The organism is Pseudomonas sp. R1-1, from assembly GCF_051132135.1.
GTDB lineage: Bacteria > Pseudomonadota > Gammaproteobacteria > Pseudomonadales > Pseudomonadaceae > Aquipseudomonas.
In genome coordinates this window covers 1,974,384-1,997,758 of sequence record NZ_CP071663.1, presented here as the reverse complement: position 1 = coordinate 1,997,758, position 23,375 = coordinate 1,974,384, and the positions used below count along the sequence as shown (strand labels likewise).

11 protein-coding genes are annotated in these 23,375 nt (G+C 62.7%); 4 read left to right on the top strand and 7 right to left on the bottom strand.

Going from position 1 to position 23,375, the window contains the following annotated elements:
• Positions 1-123: 123 nt before the first annotated feature.
• From J3P75_RS09145 to J3P75_RS09125, 5 genes are all read right to left on the bottom strand, one after another.
• Positions 124-348: an MbtH family protein gene (locus J3P75_RS09145; protein ID WP_053122206.1), complete on the bottom strand. Its 225-nt coding sequence runs from the start codon at positions 346-348 to the stop codon at positions 124-126.
• Positions 349-431: 83 nt separating this feature from the next.
• Positions 432-1,844, bottom strand: a complete 1,413-nt coding sequence (locus tag J3P75_RS09140) for an aspartate aminotransferase family protein (protein WP_434709989.1) — start codon at positions 1,842-1,844, stop codon at positions 432-434.
• Positions 1,845-1,987: 143 nt separating this feature from the next.
• Entirely contained in the window at positions 1,988-2,473 is a 486-nt protein-coding gene (locus J3P75_RS09135) for a GNAT family N-acetyltransferase (protein ID WP_434709988.1), read from the bottom strand.
• Between the two features lie 216 nt (positions 2,474-2,689).
• The gene (locus tag J3P75_RS09130; protein WP_434709987.1) at positions 2,690-4,012 is read right to left on the bottom strand and encodes an ATP-binding protein; all 1,323 of its coding nucleotides are present in this window, start codon (positions 4,010-4,012) and stop codon (positions 2,690-2,692) included.
• Complete coding sequence (locus J3P75_RS09125) at positions 4,012-4,692, bottom strand: response regulator (RefSeq protein ID WP_203418838.1); 681 nt, start codon at positions 4,690-4,692, stop codon at positions 4,012-4,014. The genes J3P75_RS09130 and J3P75_RS09125 overlap by 1 nt, the downstream gene beginning before the upstream one ends.
• Before the next feature lie 229 nt (positions 4,693-4,921).
• Here J3P75_RS09125 and J3P75_RS09120 point away from each other — a divergent pair, with 229 nt between their 5' ends.
• The 4 genes from J3P75_RS09120 (at position 4,922) to dsbG (ending at position 9,073) form a co-directional block, all read left to right on the top strand.
• A complete protein-coding gene (locus J3P75_RS09120; protein WP_434709986.1) occupies positions 4,922-5,614 on the top strand; it encodes a hypothetical protein in 693 nt (230 codons plus the stop codon).
• A gap of 98 nt (positions 5,615-5,712) precedes the next feature.
• The gene (dsbD, locus tag J3P75_RS09115) at positions 5,713-7,446 is read left to right on the top strand and encodes a protein-disulfide reductase DsbD (protein ID WP_434709985.1); all 1,734 of its coding nucleotides are present in this window, start codon (positions 5,713-5,715) and stop codon (positions 7,444-7,446) included.
• On the top strand, positions 7,446-8,327 hold the full coding sequence (locus J3P75_RS09110) for a prolipoprotein diacylglyceryl transferase family protein (protein ID WP_434709984.1): 882 nt from the start codon (positions 7,446-7,448) through the stop codon (positions 8,325-8,327). Before dsbD ends, J3P75_RS09110 begins: the two co-directional genes overlap by 1 nt.
• Complete coding sequence (gene dsbG / locus J3P75_RS09105) at positions 8,303-9,073, top strand: thiol:disulfide interchange protein DsbG (RefSeq protein ID WP_434709983.1); 771 nt, start codon at positions 8,303-8,305, stop codon at positions 9,071-9,073. Before J3P75_RS09110 ends, dsbG begins: the two co-directional genes overlap by 25 nt.
• A 130-nt stretch (positions 9,074-9,203) precedes the next feature.
• On the opposite strand, the gene J3P75_RS09100 is transcribed toward dsbG, so the two are convergent.
• The gene (locus J3P75_RS09100; protein WP_434709982.1) at positions 9,204-10,016 is read right to left on the bottom strand and encodes an alpha/beta fold hydrolase; all 813 of its coding nucleotides are present in this window, start codon (positions 10,014-10,016) and stop codon (positions 9,204-9,206) included.
• A gap of 206 nt (positions 10,017-10,222) precedes the next feature.
• Positions 10,223-23,221 carry a non-ribosomal peptide synthetase gene (locus tag J3P75_RS09095; RefSeq protein WP_434709981.1) on the bottom strand — a complete coding sequence of 4,333 codons (12,999 nt, stop codon included), beginning with the start codon at positions 23,219-23,221 and terminating at the stop codon, positions 10,223-10,225.
• Positions 23,222-23,375 lie beyond the last annotated feature (154 nt).

Below are 23,375 nucleotides of genomic sequence, written 5' to 3'. Positions count from 1 at the left end.
TCACCGATAATCTTCTGTGGGAGCTAGCCTGCTGGCGATGAGGTCCGCCCGAGCAATACAAATCCAACACATAAAAAAACCCGCTGCCCCTAAGAGGTCCAGCGGGTTTCTTTTGCCCCGGATTTACTGGGCAGCGACCTGCGCTTCCATTTTCTGACGCAGGCTCAGCGGGCGCATATCGGTCCAGACTTCCTCGATGTAGGCCAGGCATTCCTTTTTCAGGCCGCTCTTGCCCACGGTGCGCCAGCCCTCTGGCACGGCTTTGTAATCCGGCCAGATCGAGTATTGCTCTTCGTGATTGACCACGACTTGAAAGAGGATGTCCTCGCGGTCGAATACTGACGTCATGCTGCTTCTCCATCGTTGTAAGGGTGGGCCGCACGCGCGGTGCAGCCGGGTATGTAGAAAGAACGTTCGGCGCGGCGAAAAATTTACAGTGCCGTGGTCGCCGCCGCCAAAGCGCGGCCGAAGATTTCGGCGACGCGGTCGATCTCGGCGGCAGTGATCACCAATGGCGGCAGGAACCGCACTACCGCGCCATGCCGCCCGCCCAACTCGAGGATCAGGCCACGCTTGAGGCATTCGCGCTGCACCAGTGGCGCCAGACGGGCAAATGCCGGTGGATGACCTAGGGCATCCACCGCGCCGTTAGGGTCGACCAGTTCAACGCCAAGCATCAGGCCACGCCCGCGGATATCGCCCAGTTGCGGGAAGTCGCGTTGCAGGATGTGCAGGTGCTCGCTCAGCCTTGCGCCCATGGCGGCGGCGTGCTCGCAGACCTTGTGTTCGAGCAGATAGCGCATCACCGCAGAACCGGCCGCCATGGCCATCTGATTGCCGCGGAAGGTGCCGGCGTGAGCGCCCGGCTGCCAGGTGTCGAGCCAGTCGCGATAGACCACCACCGCCAGCGGCAGGCTGCCGCCGATGGCTTTCGACAGCACCACCACATCCGGAATGATGCCGGCGTGCTCGAAGGCAAACATCTTGCCGGTGCGGGCGAAACCGCTCTGGATCTCGTCGACGATCAACGCCACGCCAGCCTGCTCGGTGATCCGGCGCAGGCCGCGCAACCACTCGATATCGGCGGGAATAACGCCGCCCTCGCCCTGCACCGCTTCAACGATGACCGCGGCGGGCAACTGCACACCGGCTTCGGGGTCGTTGAGCAGGTTTTCCAGATAACTCAGATTGGCTTTCACCCCCGCCGCGCCGCCGAGGCCGAACGGGCAACGGTAGTCATACGGGAACGGCATGAACTGCACGCCGTTGCTGAGCAAGGCACCCAGCGGTTTTTTCGGGCCCAGGCTGCCCATCAGGCTCAAAGCGCCCTGACTCATGCCGTGATAACCACCGGAAAACGACAGCACCGTGCTGCGCCCCGTGGCCGTGCGTACCAGTTTCAGCGCGGCTTCCACCGCGTCGGTCCCGGTCGGCCCGCAGAACTGGATTTTCGCTTGCGCCGCGAGAGTGGGCGGCAGCAGACCGAACAGGTCCTGGACAAACTGATCCTTGACCGGCGTGGTCAGGTCGAGGGTGTGCAAGGGCAATTCATCGGCCAGCACCTTCTGGATCGCCTCGATCACCACCGGGTGATTGTGCCCCAGCGCCAGCGTACCGGCACCGGCCAGGCAATCGATGAAGCGGCGGCCCTCGACGTCTTCGACATACAGGCCCTTGGCGCGTTTGAGCGCCAGCGGGATGCGCCGCGGATAACTGCGAGCATTCGACTCCTGTTGCGCCTGGCGCGCGAGCAATGGTGATTCGTCGAACTGATACAACGTTTCCGCAGGCGCCGGGCTGACCCGCGCCGACGATGCTTCGATAAGGCTGGTGGCGACTGACATTTCTCGACCCCTTGATTGGCAATGCATAGCGACCCAAAACAACACACCGGACAGGTGCGCATTCCGGTCACGGGGCGCACTGGCAGGTTTTCCTGTTCTGGAAACGCTTAAGAGCGGTGAGGATTTAGCCCTTGATCGGGTCGTCAGACCGGCAACAGCAAAGGCTTGTGCATCGGCTGCACCTGCAAGCCATGGCATTCGCAAGGCGCAGTGGCTGCGCGATAGCCCAGATGCCGATAAAACGCCTGGCCCGTACGCGTGCTGTTGAGCTGCGCCTGCAGCACACCACGTATCAGTAGCCAACACTCAAGATCCCTCATCAACGCGCGCCCGACACCGCGGCGAAACGATTCCGGCTGGACATGACACAGCAGAATCTCGCCGCCATTGCCCGCCATGCCGACGCCGACCGGCTTGTCATCAAGCAACGCGATGCACAGGTAAAACTGCGGGTCGGCGAGCCGGGCGCTGATGACATCGGCCGATTGCAGGCCGAGCCAGCGGCTGACCAGTGAAGGGTCGTTACGGTGATCGTGCGCACAGCCAAAGCGGATCGAACGTTCGATGATGCGGCTGATAAGGCCGGCGTCGGCCAGGGTGGCCGGGCTGATGCAGATGGACGCTTCCATGGCCCAGTTCCCTCAATCCATTGAGTCAAAGCTGCGATGACCTTACGCCCAGCCCGAGCGGATAGCGAACGCCGAGAAGTTACATTTGATGTGTCGAATCACCGAGTTTTGTAGGAGTGAGCCTGCTCGCGATGGCGTTGCGTCAGTCGACCGCATCATCGACTGACCGGACGCTATCGCGAGCAGGCTCGCTCCTACAGGGGATTTGTACAGGGTTCAGACGCGTTGCAACGGCATGGTCAGTTCAACACGCAACCCATCGGCGCGGCTGTCGAAATGCAGCGCACAGTCGCAGCGCTGGACGATCGCCTGAACGATCGCCAGGCCGAGGCCACAACCGGTGCTCTGGCCGTTGCGCCAGAAGCGTTGCGTCAGGTATTGCAGATCATCCGGGGCAATCCCCGGACCATGATCGCGGACGACGAAGCGCACACGGTTGCCGACGGTTACCAGACTCAGATCGACCCTGCAGTCCTCGGCGGTATGGCGCAGGGCGTTGTCGAGCAGATTACGCAGCGCGGCAATCGCCAGTGCGGCGGGCATTTGCAGCGGCGCTGTCGACAAATCTGTCGGCAGTTGCAGCTGAATGCGCGTGCGCTCGCCGCCGGTGGCGTCCTGAATCGCCAGGCGCGCGACTTGTTCGGCGCTGTATTGCGAGCCGTCGTCGAACGACAGGCTGCCCTCGACCCGCGCCAGCAACAACAACTGCTCGAGGGTACGATGCAGGCGATCGGCGCCCTCCTCGGCCCGCGCCAACGATTGATCGCGGGCGTTGCCGTCGGTCATTCGGGCAACTTGCAGGTGGGTCTTGATCGCGGTCAGCGGGCTGCGCAGTTCATGTGCGGCGTCACCGGTCAGGCGTCGTTCGCGTTCGAGGGTCTTGCCGATGCGCTGGAACAACTGGTTCTGGGTTTCCAGCAGCGGTTTCAATTCGCTGGGAAACGCCTGAATCTGCAACGGCTCAAGCGAATCGGCGTTGCGCCGCATCAGCGCTTCACGCAAGCGGTTGAGCGGCGCCAGCCCCTGGCCGATGCCCAGCCACAACAGGCACAGACAACCGAGCAGCGCCACACCGACCGGCACCGACGCCGCCAACAGGATCGACATGTTCAGCGCCTCACGCTCGATCTGCCGATCGGCTGTGGTAATCCGCACATCACCCCGCGCGAGGGTGAAACTGCGCCACGGTGCGCCGTCGATCATCTGATCGTGAAAGCCCATTTTCTCGGCTTCCAGCGCCTGGTCCGGATTGTTATGACTGCGGGCAAGGATTTCCCCGCGCAAGGAACTGACCTGACAGGCCATGCCGCCGGGAATATTCAGTTGCTCGGCGCTGAAATGAGTGCCCTCGCCTTTGCTCGGCAGCGCTGGCAACTGCTCGAGCAGGCCGGCGACCATCCGCGCCGATGCGACCAGTCGCTGATCGAGGGAAAACATCATCTGATTGCGCAGATCACTGAGCATCCACGCCGCCGCCAGCGCCCAGATCAACGCAAACGCGGCGCCGAGGGTCAGGCTCAGGCGCAACCGCAGACTCATCACTTGCCTTGCTCTCCACCGTCGGCCGGACCAAGACGATAGCCCAGACCGCGCACGGTTTCGACGATGCCCTTGCCCAGCTTGCTGCGCAGATGATGGATGTGCACGTTCAGTGCGTTGCTTTCCAGTTCATCGTTGAAACCGTAGACGCTGTCCTTCAATTGCTCGGTGGACAGCACCCGGCCACGATTGTGCAACAGCGCCTGAAGCAGTGACTGCTCGCGCCGCGACAGGTCGACCGGTTGCCCGGCCAGAGTGGTTTCGCGGCTGCTCGGGTCGTAGGTCAGTGCGCCGTGCTCGATCAGGTTGACGCTGCGTCCGGCCACCCGACGCAACAGGGTTTGCAGACGCGCGAACAACTCACGCAGATCAAAGGGTTTGAGCAGGTAATCGTCCGCCCCGGCCTGCAAGCCGTCGACGCGGTCGGTCACCGAATCGCGCGCGGTCAGTATCAGCACCGGAATCTCCAGCCCGCCCTGACGCAATTGCTGGAGCAACTTGAGGCCATCTTCGTCGGGCAGACCGAGGTCGAGCACCATCACGTCGAATTCGGCGACCTTGAGCATCGCCCGCGCTTTCGATGCGGTGTTGACGTGTTCTACCGTCAAACCCTGAGCCGTGAGGCCGGCAACGATGCCGCTGGCGATCAGCTCATCGTCTTCGCAAACCAGTACGTGCATGGGCGCTCCGAAAATAAAAAGGCGAGTGAAGCAGGCGAGGATTAAGCGGCAATTATGGCCGTCAGCAGCATTGACGGGAAGCCGAACCTGGGGAAAGGCAAGGCAGACCGGAAACCTTATTAAATATGTACACCGATACGGAAACACTTTGCGCCTGTTTCGGCGAACAGCGCTGTTTTAGCCTTGACGTTGAAGTTCCACCCCCATTTGTTAAAAGGACTTACTACAGATGCCTCAACTAAAAAATTTTGTCGCCATCGACTGGCGCGCCGGCCCGGATCGCATTTATTTCTTTTTCAAAGACAGCGAGACCTACTCTCGCTTCGATCTGGGCGCCAATAAGGTCCCAGATAATTACCCGGCCTCTACGGCAGGCAGCTGGGATAAGTTCGACCCGTTCATCAAAGACTTGCGCTTCGGTTTTACCACCACGTCAATCGGCTTCAACGCCCCGGGCGACGAAGACATCGCGTGGTTATTCCATTACCAGGGTTCAACGCCCATGGTCTGCAAGTACAATCAGGATAAAGATGCAGTAGACAGTTTTCAGAAAGTCGCCGATTCGATCTGGAAACCGATCCTGCCGTACTTCGATCAGATCATTGCCGGCACCTGGTTCCAACTGACCGGGCAAGCGTTTCTGTTTCGCTTCATCCTCAATGACGGCCATTATCTGTCGTTCAATTACCGAGCAAAAACCCTGACGCGCAAGCCGTTCGGCGAATATCAACTGGGGGTATTGAAGCCCTACAAAGACCGCATCGTTACCGCCGCACAAAATGACCGGACGTTCGCCGACAGCTACTGGTACATCTTTCTGACCAACAACCAGTATCTGGTTTACAACATCCAGAGCGACCGACTGGTCTCCGGCCCGCACACGATCAACGAAGCGAACTGGCCCGGACTGCTGCGCGGCTGATTGGCCGATCCGCAGAGAGCCTTGTACGATACGGGTTAATTATCGGTTAATCGCCGCCGCCCATTCTGCGCTCACTTGCACAGGGACAAGGCTCCTCCATGCGTCATTTCTTTCTGTTATTCGCGCTCTTGATCTCGGGTCTGGCCCAGGCAGGAAACAATCCATTCGATACCAAACCGGAGTTCTTGCCGGTCGACAAAGCCTTCGTGCTCACGTCCGAACGTCTTGAATCCGGGGAAACCCAGCTGTTCTGGCAGATCAGCGACGGCTATTACCTGTATCAGAAACGCTTGAAGTTCGACGGGCTCACCGCCGATCAGCAGCCGACGCTGCCTGAGGGCGAATCCCACAGCGACGAGTTCTTCGGCGAGCAACCGGTCTACCGTCAGGGTCTGGAAGTGAAAATTCCGGCGGCGGCCAGCGGTCAGATCAAGGTCAGCTATCAGGGCTGCGCCGATGCCGGTTTGTGTTATCCACCGCAAACCCGCGTGATTGATCTTGGCGGCAAGGCGGCCGTGGCGCCGGGCGCGCAGGCAGCGGACGAGGCACTGGCGAGCAGCCTGCAACAGCGCGCCCTGGGCTGGAGCCTGCTGGTGTTCTTCGGCCTCGGTCTGCTGCTGGCCTTTACTCCTTGCACCTTGCCGATGCTGCCGATTCTCGCCGGAATGGTGGTCGGTAGCGGCGCCACACCGCGGCGCGGTTTTGCTCTGGCCGGCAGCTATGTGATCTGCATGGCACTGGTCTATGCCGCGATGGGCGTGATTGCTGCGCTGCTCGGGGCGAACCTGCAGGCGTGGTTGCAGAACCCTTGGTTGCTCGGCACGTTCGCGGCGATTTTCGTGATCCTGGCCCTGCCGATGTTCGGCTTTTTCGAACTGCAACTGCCGGTGGCCCTGCGTGATCGCCTCGAACACGCCTCGCGCAGTCGCAGCGGTGGCAGCCTGATCGGCGCCGGGGTGCTCGGTGCGCTGTCCGGTCTACTGGTCGGCCCATGCATGACCGCTCCGCTGGCCGGCGCGCTGTTGTATATCGCGCAGACCGGCAATGCCTTGCACGGTGGTTTGATTCTGTTCTCGCTGGGCATCGGTATCGGTGTGCCGTTGCTGTTGCTGGTGACCGTGGGCAACCGCTTCCTGCCCAAACCCGGCGCGTGGATGAACATGCTCAAAGGCGTGTTCGGTTTCCTCTTTCTTGCCACTGCGCTGTTGATGTTGCGCCCGGTACTCGATACGTCGTTGTGGCTGGGCCTGTGCGGTGCATTGCTGTTGATCGCCGCGTTCTGCGCCTGGAAACAGTCCGCAGGTTTCGGCCGCGTCGCGCAGTTGTTCGGCGGCACGTCGTTGCTGCTCGGGTTGTGGGGCAGTCTGCTGGTGATTGGCGCAGCCGGCGGCAGCGACGACCCGTATCAACCATTGCAGGTCTACAGCGCTGGCCGTGCCGGTTCAGCGGCGCCTGCCGGGCATGAGGCGTTCACCACGATCAACGAGCCGGCGGCGCTGCAACGCGAACTCGACGCGGCCAAGGCGCAGGGCCAGTGGGTATTGCTCGACTACTACGCCGACTGGTGCGTGTCGTGCAAGGTCATGGAGAAGCAGGTGTTCGGCAAGGCCAATGTGATGCAGGCGTTGACTGATGTGCGCCTGCTGCGCCTCGATGTCACCACTGACAATGCCGCCAGCCGTGAGCTGCTCAGCCGCTATAAAGTGCCGGGGCCACCGAGTTTCGTCTGGATCGGCCCCGATGGTGAAGAACGCCGCAGCCAGCGGATTACCGGCGAAGTCGATGCCGATACATTCCTGCAACGCTGGAACGCTACCCGAGACGCCCATTAATGCTCACTCTCACCCTCGGCACCTTTGCCATCGCGCTCAATCATCTGCTGCTGATCAGCGCCCTGGCGCTGGCGACGTTTGTCGGCTGGCGGGTGGCCAAGCGCGGTGGCGATAACCCCGAGTCGGCACTGTTCAGCCTGTTTCTGCTGGGCATGCTCGCCGCGCGGGTGGCCTTTGTCGCGCTGTACTGGTCGCACTATCGCACTGACCCGTGGCAGATCATCGACCTGCGTGACGGCGGTTTCCTCGCCTGGCCGGGGGTGATCGTGCTGTTGCTGGCGGCGCTGTATCGCGGCTGGCGCCGTCCCGGGCTGCGTCGACCGCTGGGTTTCGGCGTGGCCAGCGGCGTGGCGTTCTGGCTGCTGGCGACGCTGTCGCTGAATATTTACGAGCAAGGTACCCGTCTGCCGGACATCAGCCTGCGCAACGCGGCCGGGGAAACCATCCAGCTCAGCGATTATCAGGGCGGGCCGCTGGTGATCAATCTGTGGGCGACCTGGTGCCCGCCGTGCCGGCGCGAAATGCCGGTGCTGGAAAATGCCCAGCAACAACGTCCGGACCTGACGTTCCTGTTCGTCAACCAGGCCGAAAGCATGCAAAGCGTGGCGACTTTCCTCGAAACCCAGGGGCTGAGCCTGAACAACGTCCTGTTCGACCGCAGCGGTCGCCTCGGCCAGGCCGTGGGTTCAATGGCATTGCCGACTACGCTGTTCTATAGCCCCGACGGTCTTCTGCTGAGCAGCCACCTCGGTGAACTGTCGAACGCCAGCCTTGCCCGCGCGCTGGAAAACTTCGACACACCGATCGCCCATTCGAATCCGGCCACCGCACCGGCCACCTCTGCAAGGAAACTGCCATGCCCCGCCTCCGCCACCTGCTGACCTTGACCCTGAGCGGCGCCCTGCTGCAATTGCCGTCGGTGCAGGCTGCCGAAGAACTGCCCGCCGCGATCAAGCAGATCGAAGCCAAGGGCGCGAAAATTGTCGGCCAGTTCGACGCACCCGATGGTCTGCGCGGTTATGCGGCGCAATACCAGAATCGCGGCATGGCGCTGTACCTGACGCCGGACGGCAAGCACGTTCTGCTGGGTAACCTGTACGACGCCGACGGCAAGGACCTGAGCAGCGAGCCGCTGCAAAAACTGGTCTATGCGCCGATGGCCAAGGAAGTCTGGGCCAGGTTCGAAGCGAGCAACTGGATTCAGGACGGCAACAAGGACGCACCGCGCACGGTGTACCTGTTCAGCGATCCGAACTGCCCGTACTGCAACATGTTCTGGGAGCAGGCGCGGCCGTGGGTGAAGGCCGGCAAGGTGCAATTGCGCCACATCATGGTCGGCATCATTCGCGAAGACAGCCCGGGCAAATCGGCGGCGCTGCTGGCGGCGAAAGACCCGGCCAAGGCACTGGAAGACCACGAAAAGGCTGGCAAGGGCAGCTCGCTCAAAGCCTTGAAGGATATTCCAGTGGCAGTGCAGACCAAACTGGCGGCGAACATGCAGTTGATGGAAGACCTTGAGTTGCAGGCAACACCGGCGATCTTCTATATGGATGACAAGGGTGAGCTGCAACAGCAGCAAGGGGCGCCGACGGCGGAGAAACTGGTGAAGATTCTGGGGCCGAAATAACCCTGGCCTTGCGTTGCCTGGACTGGCCTCATCGCGAGCAGGCGAAGGCCTACAGTTGATCGCATTCCTCCAGCACAAATGCGATCAACTGTAGGCCTTCGCCTGCTCGCGATTGGGATCACCCGGTGTATCAGTTGTGCTCGGCCAGAAACGCAAGCAGTGCTTCAGTGACAAACTGCGGATTCTCCAGATTGGAGATATGCCCCGCCTCCGGCACCAGCACGCATGGACAGCCGATCAACTCAGCCATTTCCCGGGCTTCCGCTGGTGGCCGTGGCTTGTCCTGATCCCCGCACAGCACCAGCGTCGATGCTGCGTCCAGCTCACCCAGGCGTGGCAGCAAGTCATCGCGACCAAAGGTGATACGCCCCATCGGCACGATGCTGTCGCGCAGTCGATCCGAGGAATACGCCGCCAGTTTCGCGCGGAAATCCTGATACAGCGCCGACTGCGGATCGATGCCCGGACGGAAGAAGATCGGCACGACGATATCGAGCAGTTGTTCGGAAATCTCGCCGCTGTCTTCGATCTGCTTGAACAGCGAGAAATAGTACTGGCGGGTCGGCTCGGGTTCGACGCCGACATAGGTGTCCATCAGCACCAGACCGTTGAGTCGCTGCGGCGCCGAGAGCGCCAGGCGCACGCCCCACATGCCGCCGACCGACAGGCCTACCAGCGTGACGCGGTCGATCTGCAGATGGTCGAGCAAGGCTTGCGCCTGACGGGCGATGTCATCCAGTGACGAGGTGCCTTCCGGCAACCGCCCCGACTCGCCATGGCCCCACAGGTCCAGCGCAATCACCCGATAGTGCGGCACCAGCGCGGCGATCTGCGGCGCCCACATGGCGTGATCCCACAAGTAACTGCCGGCCAGCAGCACCGCGGGGCCAGCGCCTTGATCGGTGTAATGCAGCGCTTGTCCGTCAACCGTGAAAAAAGGCATCGAGCATCCCTCGCGAGAATAAACAGAACCGGCAGACTGAGCTGCCGGTTGCTGATCGTCAAGGATCGAAATGTACAGTCACTTACCGGTTGATTTGTGTTGAATTTACTGACGCCATCGCGAGCAGGCTCACTCCTACAGGGGAACGCATTCCAACTTGTAGGAGTGAGCCTGTTTGCGATGGCGCCGGTTCAGACACTAAATAATCAAAGCCCCTCCAGCGCCGCCATCAGATCATTGAGCCGATCAACCTTCTCTTCGGTGATGTCACTCGCTCCCAGTCCATCGATGTACTCGGCCAACTCCTCCACCGTGCTGCACTCGAACATCGCCCGCAGCGGCACGTCACGTTGCAGGGCTTTCTGCACCCGCGAGGCAATCTGCGTGGCCAGCAACGAATGCCCGCCCAGTTCGAAGAAGTTGTCGCGCACGCCGACCTTGTCGACCTTGAGCACCTCGGCCCAGATATCCGCCAGCGTTTGCTCCAGCTCATTGCGCGGCGCCAGGTAGTCGTGGCTGTGCAACTGGCCGATTTCCAGCGTTGGCAAGGCTTTGCGGTCGAGCTTGCCGTTGGCGTTGAGCGGCAGTCGATCGAGCCACAGCCAGTGCAACGGCACCATGTATTCCGGCAGTTCGGCGCGCAGGCGCTGTTTGATTCGCTCCAGGCGTTCGTTCGGGTTCAGTGTGGAATCCGCTGCGACCAGGTAACCCACCAGATGTTTGCCGTTAGCCCCCTCCTGCACACCGACTGCGCCGTCGCGCACTTCCGGCTGTTCATGCAGGCGTGCTTCGATCTCGCCCAGCTCGATGCGGTAGCCACGGATTTTCACCTGATGGTCAACGCGGCCGACATATTCCAGCACGCCATCGCTGCGCCGCCGCGCCAGGTCACCGGTGCGATATAGACGCTCGCCCGGCGCACCGAACGGGTTCGGTACGAATACCGGCGCAGTCCGTAGCGGATCGCTGACATAACCGCGACCGACACCGGTGCCGGCCACGCAGAGTTCACCCACCGCGCCCAACGGCACCAGCTCCAGCGCACCGTCGAGCAGGTACAGCAAGTTGTTATCGGTCGGTGTACCGATCGGCAGATAGCTGCCGCGCGTCGATGCCATGTCGACACGGAAGAACGCCACATCGTCCGAGCACTCGGCCGGGCCATAGGCGTTGACCAGACCAATGTCCGGGTAACGCAGCAGCCATTGGTGCGCCAGCTCCGGTGGCATTGCTTCACCGGTTGGCAGCATCCAGCGCAAGCCATCCAGGCTCAGGCGCTCGGAAGCAAGCATGCCCTGAATCAGCGACGGCACGCTCTCCAGCACAGTGATGCCCTGCGCTTGCACATGCGTCAGCAAACCTTGCGGATCGTGAGCAATGCTGTTCGGCACGATGTCGACCCGCGCGCCGAACAACGGCGCGGCGAGGAACTGCCAGACCGAAATGTCGAAACTTTGCGAAGCGGTCTGCGCGATCACATCGGTTTCGCTCAGCTGCAGATACGGCACCTTGCTCAACTGGTTGTTGAGCATGCCGCGCTGCTCGACCATCACCCCTTTCGGCAACCCGGTGGAGCCCGAGGTGTAGATCACGTAGGCGAGGTTGTCCGGGCCGCTGTAAAGGCCGGGATTGTCCGTCGATGTCGCCGCCGCCTGGAGGTCTTCCCAGACCAGCAGCCGTGGACGATGCGCACAACCACATTCATCGAGCAACGCTTGTGCCTGTTTGCGGCAGGCCTCGCTGCAGACCAGTACCGGCGTGCGGCTCAGCTCGACGATGCGTTGCAGGCGCTGGCCCGGCAGGCCCGGGTCCAGCGGCAGATAGCCGGCGCCGGCCTTGAAGCTGCCGATGATCATACCGAGCAGGTCGAGATTGCGTTCGCCCAGCAGCGCCACCGGTTGATCGAATGTCACCCCGGCGGCGGCGAGTGCGTGACCGAGGCGGTTGGCGCGCTGGTTCAGCTCGGCGTAGCTCAGCTGTTGATCGAGATAACTGGCCGCAATGCGTTGCGGATGCGCGGCGACCTGCGCTTCGAACAGCGCGACGTAGCTCTGCTCCAGCGGATATTCCTGCGCACTCTGGTTGCAAGCGTGCAGGAGGAAATCCTCCTCCTGCGCACCGAGCAGCGGCAGCTCGGCCATGTCGCCATGGAAACCCTCGACCAGCGCCAGCAGCAAGCGCTTGAACTCAGCGAGCAGGCGTTCGACCGTCGATTCGTCGAAATAGCGCTGGTCATACGACAGGTGCAGACCGAGGTCATCGCCCGGGTAACACACCGCCGTCAGCGGGAAGTTGGTGTGGGTCCGGCCGGAATCCGAGGTCGCGTTGAGGCTCTGCGCGCGGTCCAGCACCGAGACTTCCACCGGGGCGTTTTCGAAGACGAACAGGCTGTCGAACAGCGGCTGGCCCTTGGGTAATTCGCTTTGTTCCTGAATGTTCACCAAAGGCAAATATTCGTACTCGCGCAACTGCATGTTGCGGTCGAGCAGCGCGCTCAGCCATTGCTGCACACTGCAGCGCTCATCGTCTGCCGGCATCTGCACGCGCAGCGCAATGCTGTTGATGAACAGACCGACGGTGCGTTGCATCTCCGGCATGTCCACCGGGCGCCCGGCCACGGTGACACCGAACAACACGTCGCGATCACCGCTAAGGCGACGCAAGACCAGCGCCCACGCCGCCTGGGCAAACGTATTGATCGTCAGCTGATGCGCCTGCGCCAGTTCACGCAACCGCGCACCGTCCTCGACATTGAGGCGGGTGTAGCAGTCGCCAACGATCATTCCGCCACTTTCACCGGCATGTTCACGCAGGAACGGACGGTCGCTCGGAATCGGTGTGGTGCGCTCGAACCCTTGCAGGTTCTGCTGCCACCACTGCCGCGCTTCGGCCAGACTCTGGCGTTGCAGCCAGCCGATGTAATCGCGATAACGCGGCGGCGTGCTCAACTGCGCTTCGCGGCCTTCACCGAGGGCGCTGTAGATTTCGAAGAAATCGTTCATCAGCAACGAGCGGCACCAGGCATCGATGAGGATGTGGTGGTTGCTCATCATGAACCAGTAACGCGCCGCGCCGACCTTGATCAGGCGCAGATGAAACGGCGCCTGAGCGAGCAGATCGAAACCGGCCTCGCGCTCGCGTTTCAGCAGCGCTTGCAGCTGCGGTTCCTGCTCGGCTTCGGCGATGGCGCTCCAGTCCAGATATTCGATCGGCGTGCGACCCGGCGTGTGGATCACTTGCAGCATGTCTTCGCCGACGTTCCAGCAGAACGATGCACGCAACGCTTCATGCCGGGCGACCACCGCTTGCCACGCCTGGGCAAAACGCTCGGGGTCGAGTTCGCTGTTGATGCGGTAGCGATCCTGCATGTAGTACAGACCGGTGCCCGGTTCGAGCAAGGTGTGCAGCAGCATGCCCTCCTGCATCGGCGTCAGCGGATAGACATCCTCGATGTGCGCAGCCGGCACCGGCAGCGCATCGAGTTGCGCCTGGGTCAGTTGCGCCAGCGGGAAGTCCGACGGCGTCAGGCCGCCGGCCTCGTCTTGCAGGCAATGGGCGATCAGGTTTTGCAGCTCAGCCAGGTAGGCATCGGCCAGATCGGTAATGGTCTTGGCATCGAAACGCTCGGCGCTGTAGGTCCAGCGCAGCTGCAGTTCGCCGCCGTAGACCTGACTGTCGACACTCAGCTCATTCGGCAACGGCGCCTGCGGATCGTGGGCGGCACCAAGCGGCTCGTCGAGTGGACGGAACAGCGCATCGCTGGCGAAGCTTTGGTCGAACTGGCCGAGGTAGTTGAAGGTGATCGGCGCGCTCGGCAGCGCGGTCATGCTCGCACGGCTGGCGTCGTCAGCCAGATAACGCAGCACACCGTAACCCAGGCCTTTGTGCGGCACTGCACGCAATTGTTCTTTGATCGCTTTGATCGCCGCGCCCTGCCCGGCGCTTTCTTCACTGGCACACGGCGTCAGGCGCAGCGGGTAAGCGCTGGTGAACCAGCCGACCGTGCGGGTCAGATCGATGTCTTCAAACAGGGTTTCGCGGCCGTGGCCTTCCAATTGAATCAGCGCCGACGCCTCGCCCGTCCAACGGCACAGCACGCGGGCCAGCGCGGTCAGCAACAAGTCGTTGACCTGCGTGCGGTAAGCGCTTGGCGCCTGTTGCAGCAGTTGCCGGGTACGCTCGGCATCGAGGCGCACGCTGACGGTTTGCGCGTGACGATGCTGTCGCCCGCCGTGTGGGTTCGCACACGGCAGATCGATACTCGGGCCGGCCAGTTGGGCCTGCCACCAACCGAGTTCTTCGCGCAGGGATTCGCTGCCGGCGTAGGCCTGCAAACGCCCGGCCCAATCCTTGAACGCGCTGGTTTTCGCCGGCAGTTGCAGCGGCTGCTCGGCATCGAGTTGGCGATAGACCGTTTGCACATCGTCGAGCAACACGCGCCACGAAACACCGTCGACCACCAAGTGATGAATTGCCATGAACAGACGTTGCTGACCTTGCGGGCCGTCGACCAGAACCGCACGCAACAGCGGACCTTGCGCCAGATCGAGGCTGCGCTGGGCCTCGGCGAACAGGGCTTGGCAAGCCTCCATCGATTCGACGCGGCGATGCCAGAAAAAATTCGCAGCGGACAGCGGTTCATGGGTGGCTTGCCACTGACCATTGACCTCGGCGAAACGCAGACGCAATGCATCGTGCTGCTCGATTACTGCCAGCAGCGCTTGCCCCAGAATCTGCGCTTGCAGCGCCGCGCTCGGCTCCAGCAGCAACGCCTGGTTCCAGTGCTGTCGCTGGGGAATGTCGGTGTCGAAGAACCAATGCTGAATCGGCGTCAGACGTGATTCACCCGTCACCAGACCCTGTTCGGCCGTCACCCGCTCGGTGCGGCTGGCGACGGCGGCGAGGCTCTGCACGGTCTGATGCTGGAACAGATCCCGCGGGCTGAAATGAATGCCCTGTTGACGCGCGCGACTGACCACCTGAATCGACAGAATCGAATCACCGCCGAGTTCGAAGAAGTTGTCGTTAAGACCGACCTGCTTGACGTTGAGCACATCGCACCAGATCAGCGCGAGGCTCTGCTCCAGTTCATTGCTCGGCGCCACATAATCCTGACGGTTAAGCTCAGGGTCGGGCGCGGGCAAGGCGCGGCGGTCGAGTTTGCCGTTGGCGGTCAGCGGCATGCTCGCCAACAGAATCAGGTGGGTCGGCACCATGTAATCCGGTAGCTGTGCCTTGAGATGGGCCTTCAGCGCTTCGCGCAGCTCGGCCTGGCTGGCTGCGCTTTGCTCGGCGACTTCGGTCACCAGATAGCCAACCAGTTGCTTGCCACTTGGCGCATCCAGCGCCAGTACCACGGCTTCGCGGATCGAATCGTGATCGAGCAGGCGGGTTTCGATTTCACCGAGTTCGATGCGGAAACCGCGGATTTTCACTTGATGATCGATACGCCCCAGATATTCCACCAGCCCATCGGCTCGCTGGCGCACCAGATCGCCGGTGCGGTACATGCGTCCGCCAGCAGCGGCAAACGGATCGGCGACAAAACGTTCGGCGCTGATCCCCGGACGATCGTGATAGGCCTGCGCCAGCCCCGCGCCACCGACAAACAGTTCACCGGTCGCACCTTGCGGTACCAGCGCTAGATCAGCGTCGAGAATGTACGCCACGCGCGCACCGATCACGCTGCCGATCGGCACACTGCCGGCGCCCTCCTCCAGCACCTCTGGCGCCAGACTGGCCAACGGCATGACCACGGTTTCCGTTGGGCCATAGGCATTGAAGAACAGCGCCGGTTTGAAGGCTGCACGAATCCGTTGCAGGTGTTCGCCGGTCAGCGCTTCGCCGCCGGTAATGATCATCCGCACTGGCAGGATTTGCTCTTGCGTGGCGAGGAACTGTGCCAACTGGCTGCCATAACTCGGCGTGAAACCGAGGACATTGATCCGATGGTCACGGATCAAACCGCAGATTTCCTCGGCGTCCCACTGACCTTGCGCACGCAGCACCACCTGCGCGCCACTGAGCAATGGCACCAACAGCCGCTCGGTCGCGGCGTCGAAGTTGATCGAATAGAAGTGCAGTTCGCAGTCGTCGGGGCGCATGCCGAAACGCTCGATCACCGCTTGGCAGTGCATGGCGATTTCGCCGTGGGAAACCACCACGCCTTTCGGTTTGCCGGTCGAACCCGAGGTGTAGATCAGGTACGCCTGATGCTGCGGCAGACTGATCAACGGCAGCTCGGTCACCGGGTAATCGGCGAGTGCCGCGCTGTCTTCTTCCAGGCACCAGCGCACGACGCCGGACGGCAGCTCACCGAGGGCGGCGAACATTGCCCGATCGCTGAGCAGCAGACCGATGCGGCTGTCTTCGATCATGTAGTGCAGACGGTCGAGCGGGTATTCCGGGTCGAGCGGCACATACGCGCCGCCGGCCTTGAGAATCGCCAGCAGGCCAATGACCATTTCCAGTGAGCGCTCCAGTGCCAGACCGACCCGCACTTGCGGGCCGACGCCGCGCTCGCGCAGGGCCCAGGCCAGACGATTGGCGCGGGCGTCGAGTTCGGCGTAGCTCAGGGTCTGCCCGGCAAAGGTCAGCGCCGGCGCGTCCTGGCGCGCCAGTGCCTGTTCGGCGAACAGGTGATGAATGCACTGGTCGAGACGGTGCGCGCCCGCCTCGACACCCAGGCTGTCGAGCAAGTGCTGCTGTTCGGGCTGATCGAGCAGCGGCAATTCGCTGAGACGCTGTTGCGGATCGGCGATCAGCGCTTCGAGCAGATTGCGCCAATGTCTGGCCATGCGCGCGATGGTCGGCTCGTCGAACAGATCGGTGCTGTAGGTCAGGCAGCAACCGAGACGCTGGTCGAGGTCGGTGACTTCCAGGTTGAGATCGAATTTGGTCGCGCGGGCATCGTTGGCCAGGTACTCGACGGTCATCCCGGCCAGACTGCGGCTCTGCTGGAATTCCCAGCGCTGCACGTTGCACATCACCTGGAACAACGGGTTGTACGCGGCACTGCGTGGCGGCTGCAACGCTTCAACCAAATGATCGAACGGCAGGTCCTGATGCGACTGACCTTCGATCACTGTGTGGCGTACCTGCTCGAACAGTTCGCTGACCGACATCATGCCGTCGAGCTGGCAACGCAGCACCTGGGTATTGAGGAACGCCCCAATCAGCCCTTCGCTTTCCGGGCGGATGCGGTTGGCCACCGGCGCGCCGATGCGCAGATCGGTCTGGCCGCTGTAGCGGTACAGCAAGGTGGCGAGCGCAGCCGTCATGGTCATGAACAGGGTCAGACCGTGTTGCGCATTGAATGCCCGCACGCGCGCGGCGAGGTCGTCGCTCAGGTCGAAGCGGAACAGTTCGCCTCGATGGCTTTGTACCGGTGGTCGTGGACGGTCGCCCGGCAGTTCCAGCAACGGATGTTCTCGGCCCAGTTGCGCGGTCCAGTAGTCGAGCTGACGCTGACGCTCGCCGGATTCCAGCCAGTGGCGCTGCCAGACGCTGTAGTCCAGATACTGCACTGGCAACGGCTCGAGCGGCGACTCGCGCTCATCGACAAAGGCTTCGTACAACGCGCTGAGTTCGCGGGCGAAAATGTCCATCGCCCAGCCTTCGGTGACGATGTGGTGCAGGGTCAGGACGAAGTAATGCTCCTGCTCGGCGGTCTTCACCAGACAGGCGCGCAGCAGCGGGCCGGTTTCCAGATCGAACGGCCGATGCGCTTCTTCGTCAGCCAGTTGCTGGACCTTTTGTTCACGCACGTCAGCAGCAGAGCCGGTGAAATCCTGCCAGCCCATGCGCACGCCCGTTTCGCCATGCACCTGCTGGCGGGCTACGCCGTCGATGCTGGGGAATGTGGTGCGCAGGGTTTCGTGACGCAGGATCAGCGCTTGCAGGGCTGCTTCAAAATGCTCGACGTGTAACACGCCGCGCAGCCGCGCCATGCCACCGACGTTGTACGCCGGGCTGTCCGGTTCCATCTGCCAGAGGAACCACATGCGCTGTTGCGAATAGGACAACGGCACCGCCTGGCTGCGATCGACTTTGGCGATTGGTGGCTGTTCGTTGGTGCGCCCGCTGAGCTGAATCTGCCGAACCTGCTCGGCGAAATCGCCGAGTTCGCTGTGTTCGAACAACGTACGCAGCGGCAGCTCGACGTCGCAGGCCTGGCGGGTACGCGAGATGATTTGCGTGGCCAGCAGCGAATGACCGCCAAGGGCGAAGAAGTCGTCACGCAGGCCGACCCGGGTCAGGCCCAACACTTCACGCCAGATCGCGGCGATCTGCTGCTGCAGTTCGGTCACCGGTTCGACGTGCTCGCGCAGCTGCCATTGCGGCTCGGGCAAGGCGCGGCGGTCGAGTTTGCCGCTGGGGCTCAACGGCATGGCGTCGAGGCGCAGCAGCTGCGCCGGGACCATGTATTCCGGCAGCTCGGCGGCCAGTGCGGCTTTCAGCCGAGTGATCTGCTCATCGTGATTTTCGCTGGCATCGCTAGCGGTGAAGTAGCCGATCAGTTGCGCGCCGGCAGCCGTTTCGCGCACCAGCACCACGGCTTGAGCGACGCCCTCCTGGGCGAGCAATCGCGCCTGGATTTCTTCCGGCTCGACGCGAAAGCCGCGCAGCTTGACCTGCTGATCGAGACGGCCAAGGTATTCGATCACGCCGTCACGGGTCCAGCGTGCGCGGTCGCCAGTGCGGTACAAACGTGCGCCCTGCTCGCCCAGTGGATCGACGACAAAGCGTTCCGCGGTCAGCGACGGACGCCCCAGATAACCGCGAGCCAGACCGATGCCGCTGATGCACAACTCGCCCGGCACGCCGGCCGGCAGCGGATTGAGATCGGCATCCAGCACGCGGCAGATCACGTTACCCAATGGACGGCCAATCGGCGAACGCTGGCCATCGGCAGCGGTGCAGTGCCAGTGGGTGACGTTGATCGCGGTTTCGGTCGGGCCATAACGGTTGTGCAATTGCACCGCTGGCAACTGTGCCAGCACGCGGTTGCGCAGTTCGGCGGGCAGCGCTTCACCGCCGGAAAAAACCCGGCGCAGGCTGGTGCATTCGACGCTCAGCGGTTCGTCGACGAACAGCGCCAGCAGCGGCGGCACGAAATGCAGCGTGGTCACGCCAAACTGCTGCACGAGCTGGGCGATGCGATGCGGATCGCGATGTTCACCGGGCCCGGCGAGCAACAACCGCGCACCAGTGATCAAAGGCCAGAAACACTCCCACACCGAGACGTCAAAACTGATCGGCGCTTTTTGCATCAGCACATCGGTTTCATCGAGACGGTAGGTGTTCTGCATCCATTGCAGACGTTCGGCCAGTGCCGCGTGGGTATTGCCGACGCCTTTTGGCTGGCCGGTGGAGCCCGATGTGTAAATCACGTAAGCGAGGTTGTCGCCATGCAGGTGCAGACCCGGTGCCTGGCTCGGCCAGTTTTCCAGGTGCAACGCGTCCATGGCGATCACACTGACGCCGTCGCTGGCCGGCAGGCGCTCAAGCAGTCGGGTCTGGGTCAGGAGCAATTCGACGCCGCTGTCGCGCAGCATGTAGGCCAGGCGCTCGGCCGGGTACTCCGGGTCCAGCGGCACGTAGGCACCGCCAGCCTTGATGATGGCCAACAGACCGATCAGCAGTTGCGGCGAACGCTCGGCGGCGATCGCCACGCAGACATCCGGGCCGACGCCTTTGTCGCGCAGATAATGCGCGAGGCGGTTGGCCTGCGTATGCAGTTCGGCGAAATCGAGGCTGCCGCCGTCCCACACCAGCGCGGTGCGCTGCGGGGTCAGGCCTGCCTGAAGATTGAGCAGTTGCGGCAGCCATCGTTGTGCCGGGGCGCAGGGTTCTGCGCTCCACTGTTGCTGGTGTTGCTGCTCATCGGGCGCCAGCAATTGCAGATCGCCAATCGCCTGCTGCGGATGCTCGCAGACATCACGCAACAGGTTGCAGAAGTGCTCGGCCAGTCGCCCGATGGTGGCCGCGTCGAACAGTTCGCTGGCGTAATCGAATGACAGGGTCAGGCGTCCGTTACGGTCTTCTTCGCTGTGCAGTTGCAGGTCGAACTTGGCTTCGCGGCTGTGCCACGGCAGTTCTTCGGCGAGCAGCCCCGGCAAACGCTTGAGCGCACTCAGATCCCGTTGCTGATGGTTGAACATGACCTGGAACAGACCGTGTTCACGAGCCTGCGGAAAGGCTTCGAGCAGTTGTTCGAACGGCAGGTCCTGATGCGCTTGTGCGCCAAGTGCCGCCAGGCGTGTCTCGGCCAGCAGTTGGGCAAACGACTGGCGTGAATCGATCTGCGCACGCAGCACCTGGGTGTTGATGAAGAAGCCGATCAGCCCTTGGGTATCGAGCCGTGGACGGTTGGCGTTGGGCACGCCGATGCGAATGTCGCGCTGACCGCTGTAGCGGTACAACAGGCTTTGCAAAGCGGCGAGCAACAGCATGAAGGCGGTCGATTCATGCGCCTGCGCTGTGTTGCGGATGGCTGCGCTGAGGCTCGCCTCCAGCCGCAGGCTATGCCGCGCTGCGCTGTGTTTTTGCTGGGCGGAGCGTGGGTGATCGGTGGCCAGTTCCAGCACCGGGTGCTCGTCGCCCAGTTGGGCTTGCCAGTACGCCAGTTGCCGTTCGCCCTCGCCTTGTGCCAGCCATTGGCGCTGCCAGTTGCCGTAGTCGGCGTACTGCGTGGGCAGCGCTGGCAGGTCAGCCGTCGCGCCTTGGCTGGCGGCGGCATACAGACGCGAGAACTCGTCGAGCAGGATGTTCAGCGACCAACCGTCGGCGATGATGTGGTGCATCGTCACCAGCAATTGATGATCTTCGTCGTCGAGGCGAATCAGGCTCGCGCTGAGCAGCGGGCCTTTTTCCAGATCGAACTGCGTATGCGCCTGGTCTTCGCGGATCTGTTGAGCGCGGGCTTCGCGCTCGTTGGCCGGCACGTCGCTGAGGTCGATCATTTGCAGTTCGAACTCGCCTGCCGCCAGCACTTGTTGCAAGGCGACGCCGTCGCGCTCGAAGAAGCGTGTGCGCAGGGATTCGTGGCGCTCGATCAGTTGCTCAAAACTGCCGCGCAGGGCGACCTCGTCGAGTTCGCCGCGCAAGCGCAAGGCACCCGGAATGTTGTAGGCGCTGCTGTGCGGGTCGAGTTGCCAGGTGATCCACAAGCGGTTTTGCGCCAGCGACTGCGGCATCGGCTCGCTGCGCGGCAACGCGGCGATTACACCTTGGGCTCTGCCGCCGGCCTGCTGCTGTTGCGCCACGGCAGCAGCGAACGCCGACAGGGTTGACGCCTCGAACAGCAGCCGCAGGTTCAGCTCCAGCGCGAGTTCTTCGCGCACCCGGGCGATCACCTGCGTGGCTGCAATCGAATTGCCGCCGAGCAGAAAAAAATGATCGTCGCTGGCGACCTGTTCGACGTTCAGCTGCTCGGCCCAGATCTGCCCGATCCGCGCTTGCAGATCCGAGCCACTGGTGGGCGCGGCTTGGGATTCGGCCGTCGTCGACGGGAACAGCGCATAGCTGTCGAGGCTGCCGTCGGCCAGACCACTGCGGCACGCCGAGCGCTGCAATTTGCCGCTGGAGGTTTTCGGCAAGGCGCCCGGATTGAGCAGGACCACCACGCTTGGCGCCTGTTGATACGCCTCGGCCACCGCTTGGCGAATGGCCTTGATCAACGCCTGCGGCGGGAGGATTTTCTGCACGCTGCGGCTGATTTCCGCGGCGATACCGATGCCCTCCTCGCCCTCATGATTGACGGCGAACGCGGCGACGCGGCCCTTGCGCACCACTTCCACTTCGTTCTCGACGGTTTTCTCGATGTCCTGCGGATAGAGGTTGTGACCGCGCACGATCAGCATGTCCTTCAGGCGCCCGGTGATGAACAGCTCGCCGTCGCGCAGAAAACCCAGATCACCGGTACGCAGCCAGGTGCGGCCGGCGTGCTGGACGAAGGTCTTGGCGCTGGCCTCGGGGTTGCGCCAGTAACCGTGAGCAATGCTCGGCCCGGTGGCCCAGACTTCACCGACGGCGTTATCCGCCAGTTGTTCCAGCGAATTCGGCTCGACGATCAGCACCGCGTGCCCCGGCTGGCTGATGCCGCAGCTCATGATCGCGCTGCCATCACCCGGTTCGGCGCGGTTCTGCGCCAAGGCTTGATCGTCGACACGCAACGCTGGAATCCCGGTGCCGCGCGGCGTGCCAGCAACGAACAGTGTGGCTTCGGCGAGGCCGTACGAGGCCATGAAACTCGCAGCGCTGAAACCGCACGCGGCAAATTTTTCGGCGAAGCGTTCGAGGCTGTCGAGGCGGATCGGTTCGGAGCCGGAATACGCCACGCGCCAGCGGCTCAGGTCGAGGCGCGCCAGGGCTGAATCGCTGACCCGTTCGCTGCACAGACGATAGGCAAAATCCGGTCCGCCGCTGATGGTGCCGCCGTATTCGCTGATCGCCTCCAACCAGCGCAACGGTCGACCGAGAAAATACGCCGGCGACATCAAAACGCACGGCACGCCGCTGAAGATCGGCTGCAGCAAACCGCCGATCAGACCCATGTCGTGGTACAGCGGCAGCCAGCTGACGATCACGTCGTCCGGATTGACGTCGATGCCAAAACCGTGGCGGATCAACTGTTCGTTGGCGACCAGATTGCCGTGGCTGACCTGCACGCCTTTGGGCAATGCGGTGGAGCCGGAGGTGTATTGCAGAAAGGCGATGTGATCGGCAGTCAGCGTCGGCTCGAGCCAGTTTTCTGCCTGCGCCTCGTCGAGGCTGTCGACGCACAGCAGCAGCGGCGCGCCTTCGATCTGCTGCAAGGCGTCGCGAAGATCGGCGCTGGTCAGCAACAGGCGTGGTTCGGCATCGGCAATGATCGACAGCAAGCGTTCCTGATGATGACGCCGCGCCGATTCTGGCGGATAGGCCGGCACTGCGATCACGCCGGCGTACAGGCAACCAAAAAACGCCGCGACGTAGTCCGGGCCGCTGGGAAACAGCAGCACCGCGCGGTCGCCCGCCTCGGCCTCCGCCTGCAACGCGGCAGCGATGGTCCGCGCCCGCTGATCGAGTTCGCGATAACTGAGTACCACAGCCTGCTCCTGGTTTTCGGCAAGAAAACGCAAGGCCAGTCGATCCGGCGTCAGGGCCGCACGGCGCTGAAGGGCTTGGACCAGGGTGCTGGGGAGTTCGAACGCGTCGGTCATGAGGTTTCCTGCCTGAATTCGGCTTGCTGATGGAATCGGGTTACGGCGTCACGCCTTGCGAAAAGGCCTGCGGAGGCGGGTCTGTGCCGACCGCGCAAGGCATCGGAATGCTCTCTGGCCGGGGAGCTATACCCGCGGCCATTCACAGATGAGA

Excerpts from the sequence above, each read along its gene's own strand:
- J3P75_RS09135 (WP_434709988.1), bottom strand. The coding sequence starts at position 2,473 with ATGGAAGCGTCCATCTGCATCAGCCCGGCCACCCTGGCCGACGCCGGC.
- J3P75_RS09125 (WP_203418838.1), bottom strand. The coding sequence starts at position 4,692 with ATGCACGTACTGGTTTGCGAAGACGATGAGCTGATCGCCAGCGGCATC.
- J3P75_RS09140 (WP_434709989.1), bottom strand. The coding sequence starts at position 1,844 with ATGTCAGTCGCCACCAGCCTTATCGAAGCATCGTCGGCGCGGGTCAGC.
- J3P75_RS09145 (WP_053122206.1), bottom strand. The coding sequence starts at position 348 with ATGACGTCAGTATTCGACCGCGAGGACATCCTCTTTCAAGTCGTGGTC.
- dsbD (WP_434709985.1), top strand. The coding sequence starts at position 5,713 with ATGCGTCATTTCTTTCTGTTATTCGCGCTCTTGATCTCGGGTCTGGCC.
- J3P75_RS09120 (WP_434709986.1), top strand. The coding sequence starts at position 4,922 with ATGCCTCAACTAAAAAATTTTGTCGCCATCGACTGGCGCGCCGGCCCG.
- dsbG (WP_434709983.1), top strand. The coding sequence starts at position 8,303 with ATGCCCCGCCTCCGCCACCTGCTGACCTTGACCCTGAGCGGCGCCCTG.
- J3P75_RS09130 (WP_434709987.1), bottom strand. The coding sequence starts at position 4,012 with ATGAGTCTGCGGTTGCGCCTGAGCCTGACCCTCGGCGCCGCGTTTGCG.
- J3P75_RS09100 (WP_434709982.1), bottom strand. The coding sequence starts at position 10,016 with ATGCCTTTTTTCACGGTTGACGGACAAGCGCTGCATTACACCGATCAA.
- J3P75_RS09110 (WP_434709984.1), top strand. The coding sequence starts at position 7,446 with ATGCTCACTCTCACCCTCGGCACCTTTGCCATCGCGCTCAATCATCTG.
- J3P75_RS09095 (WP_434709981.1), bottom strand. The coding sequence starts at position 23,221 with ATGACCGACGCGTTCGAACTCCCCAGCACCCTGGTCCAAGCCCTTCAG.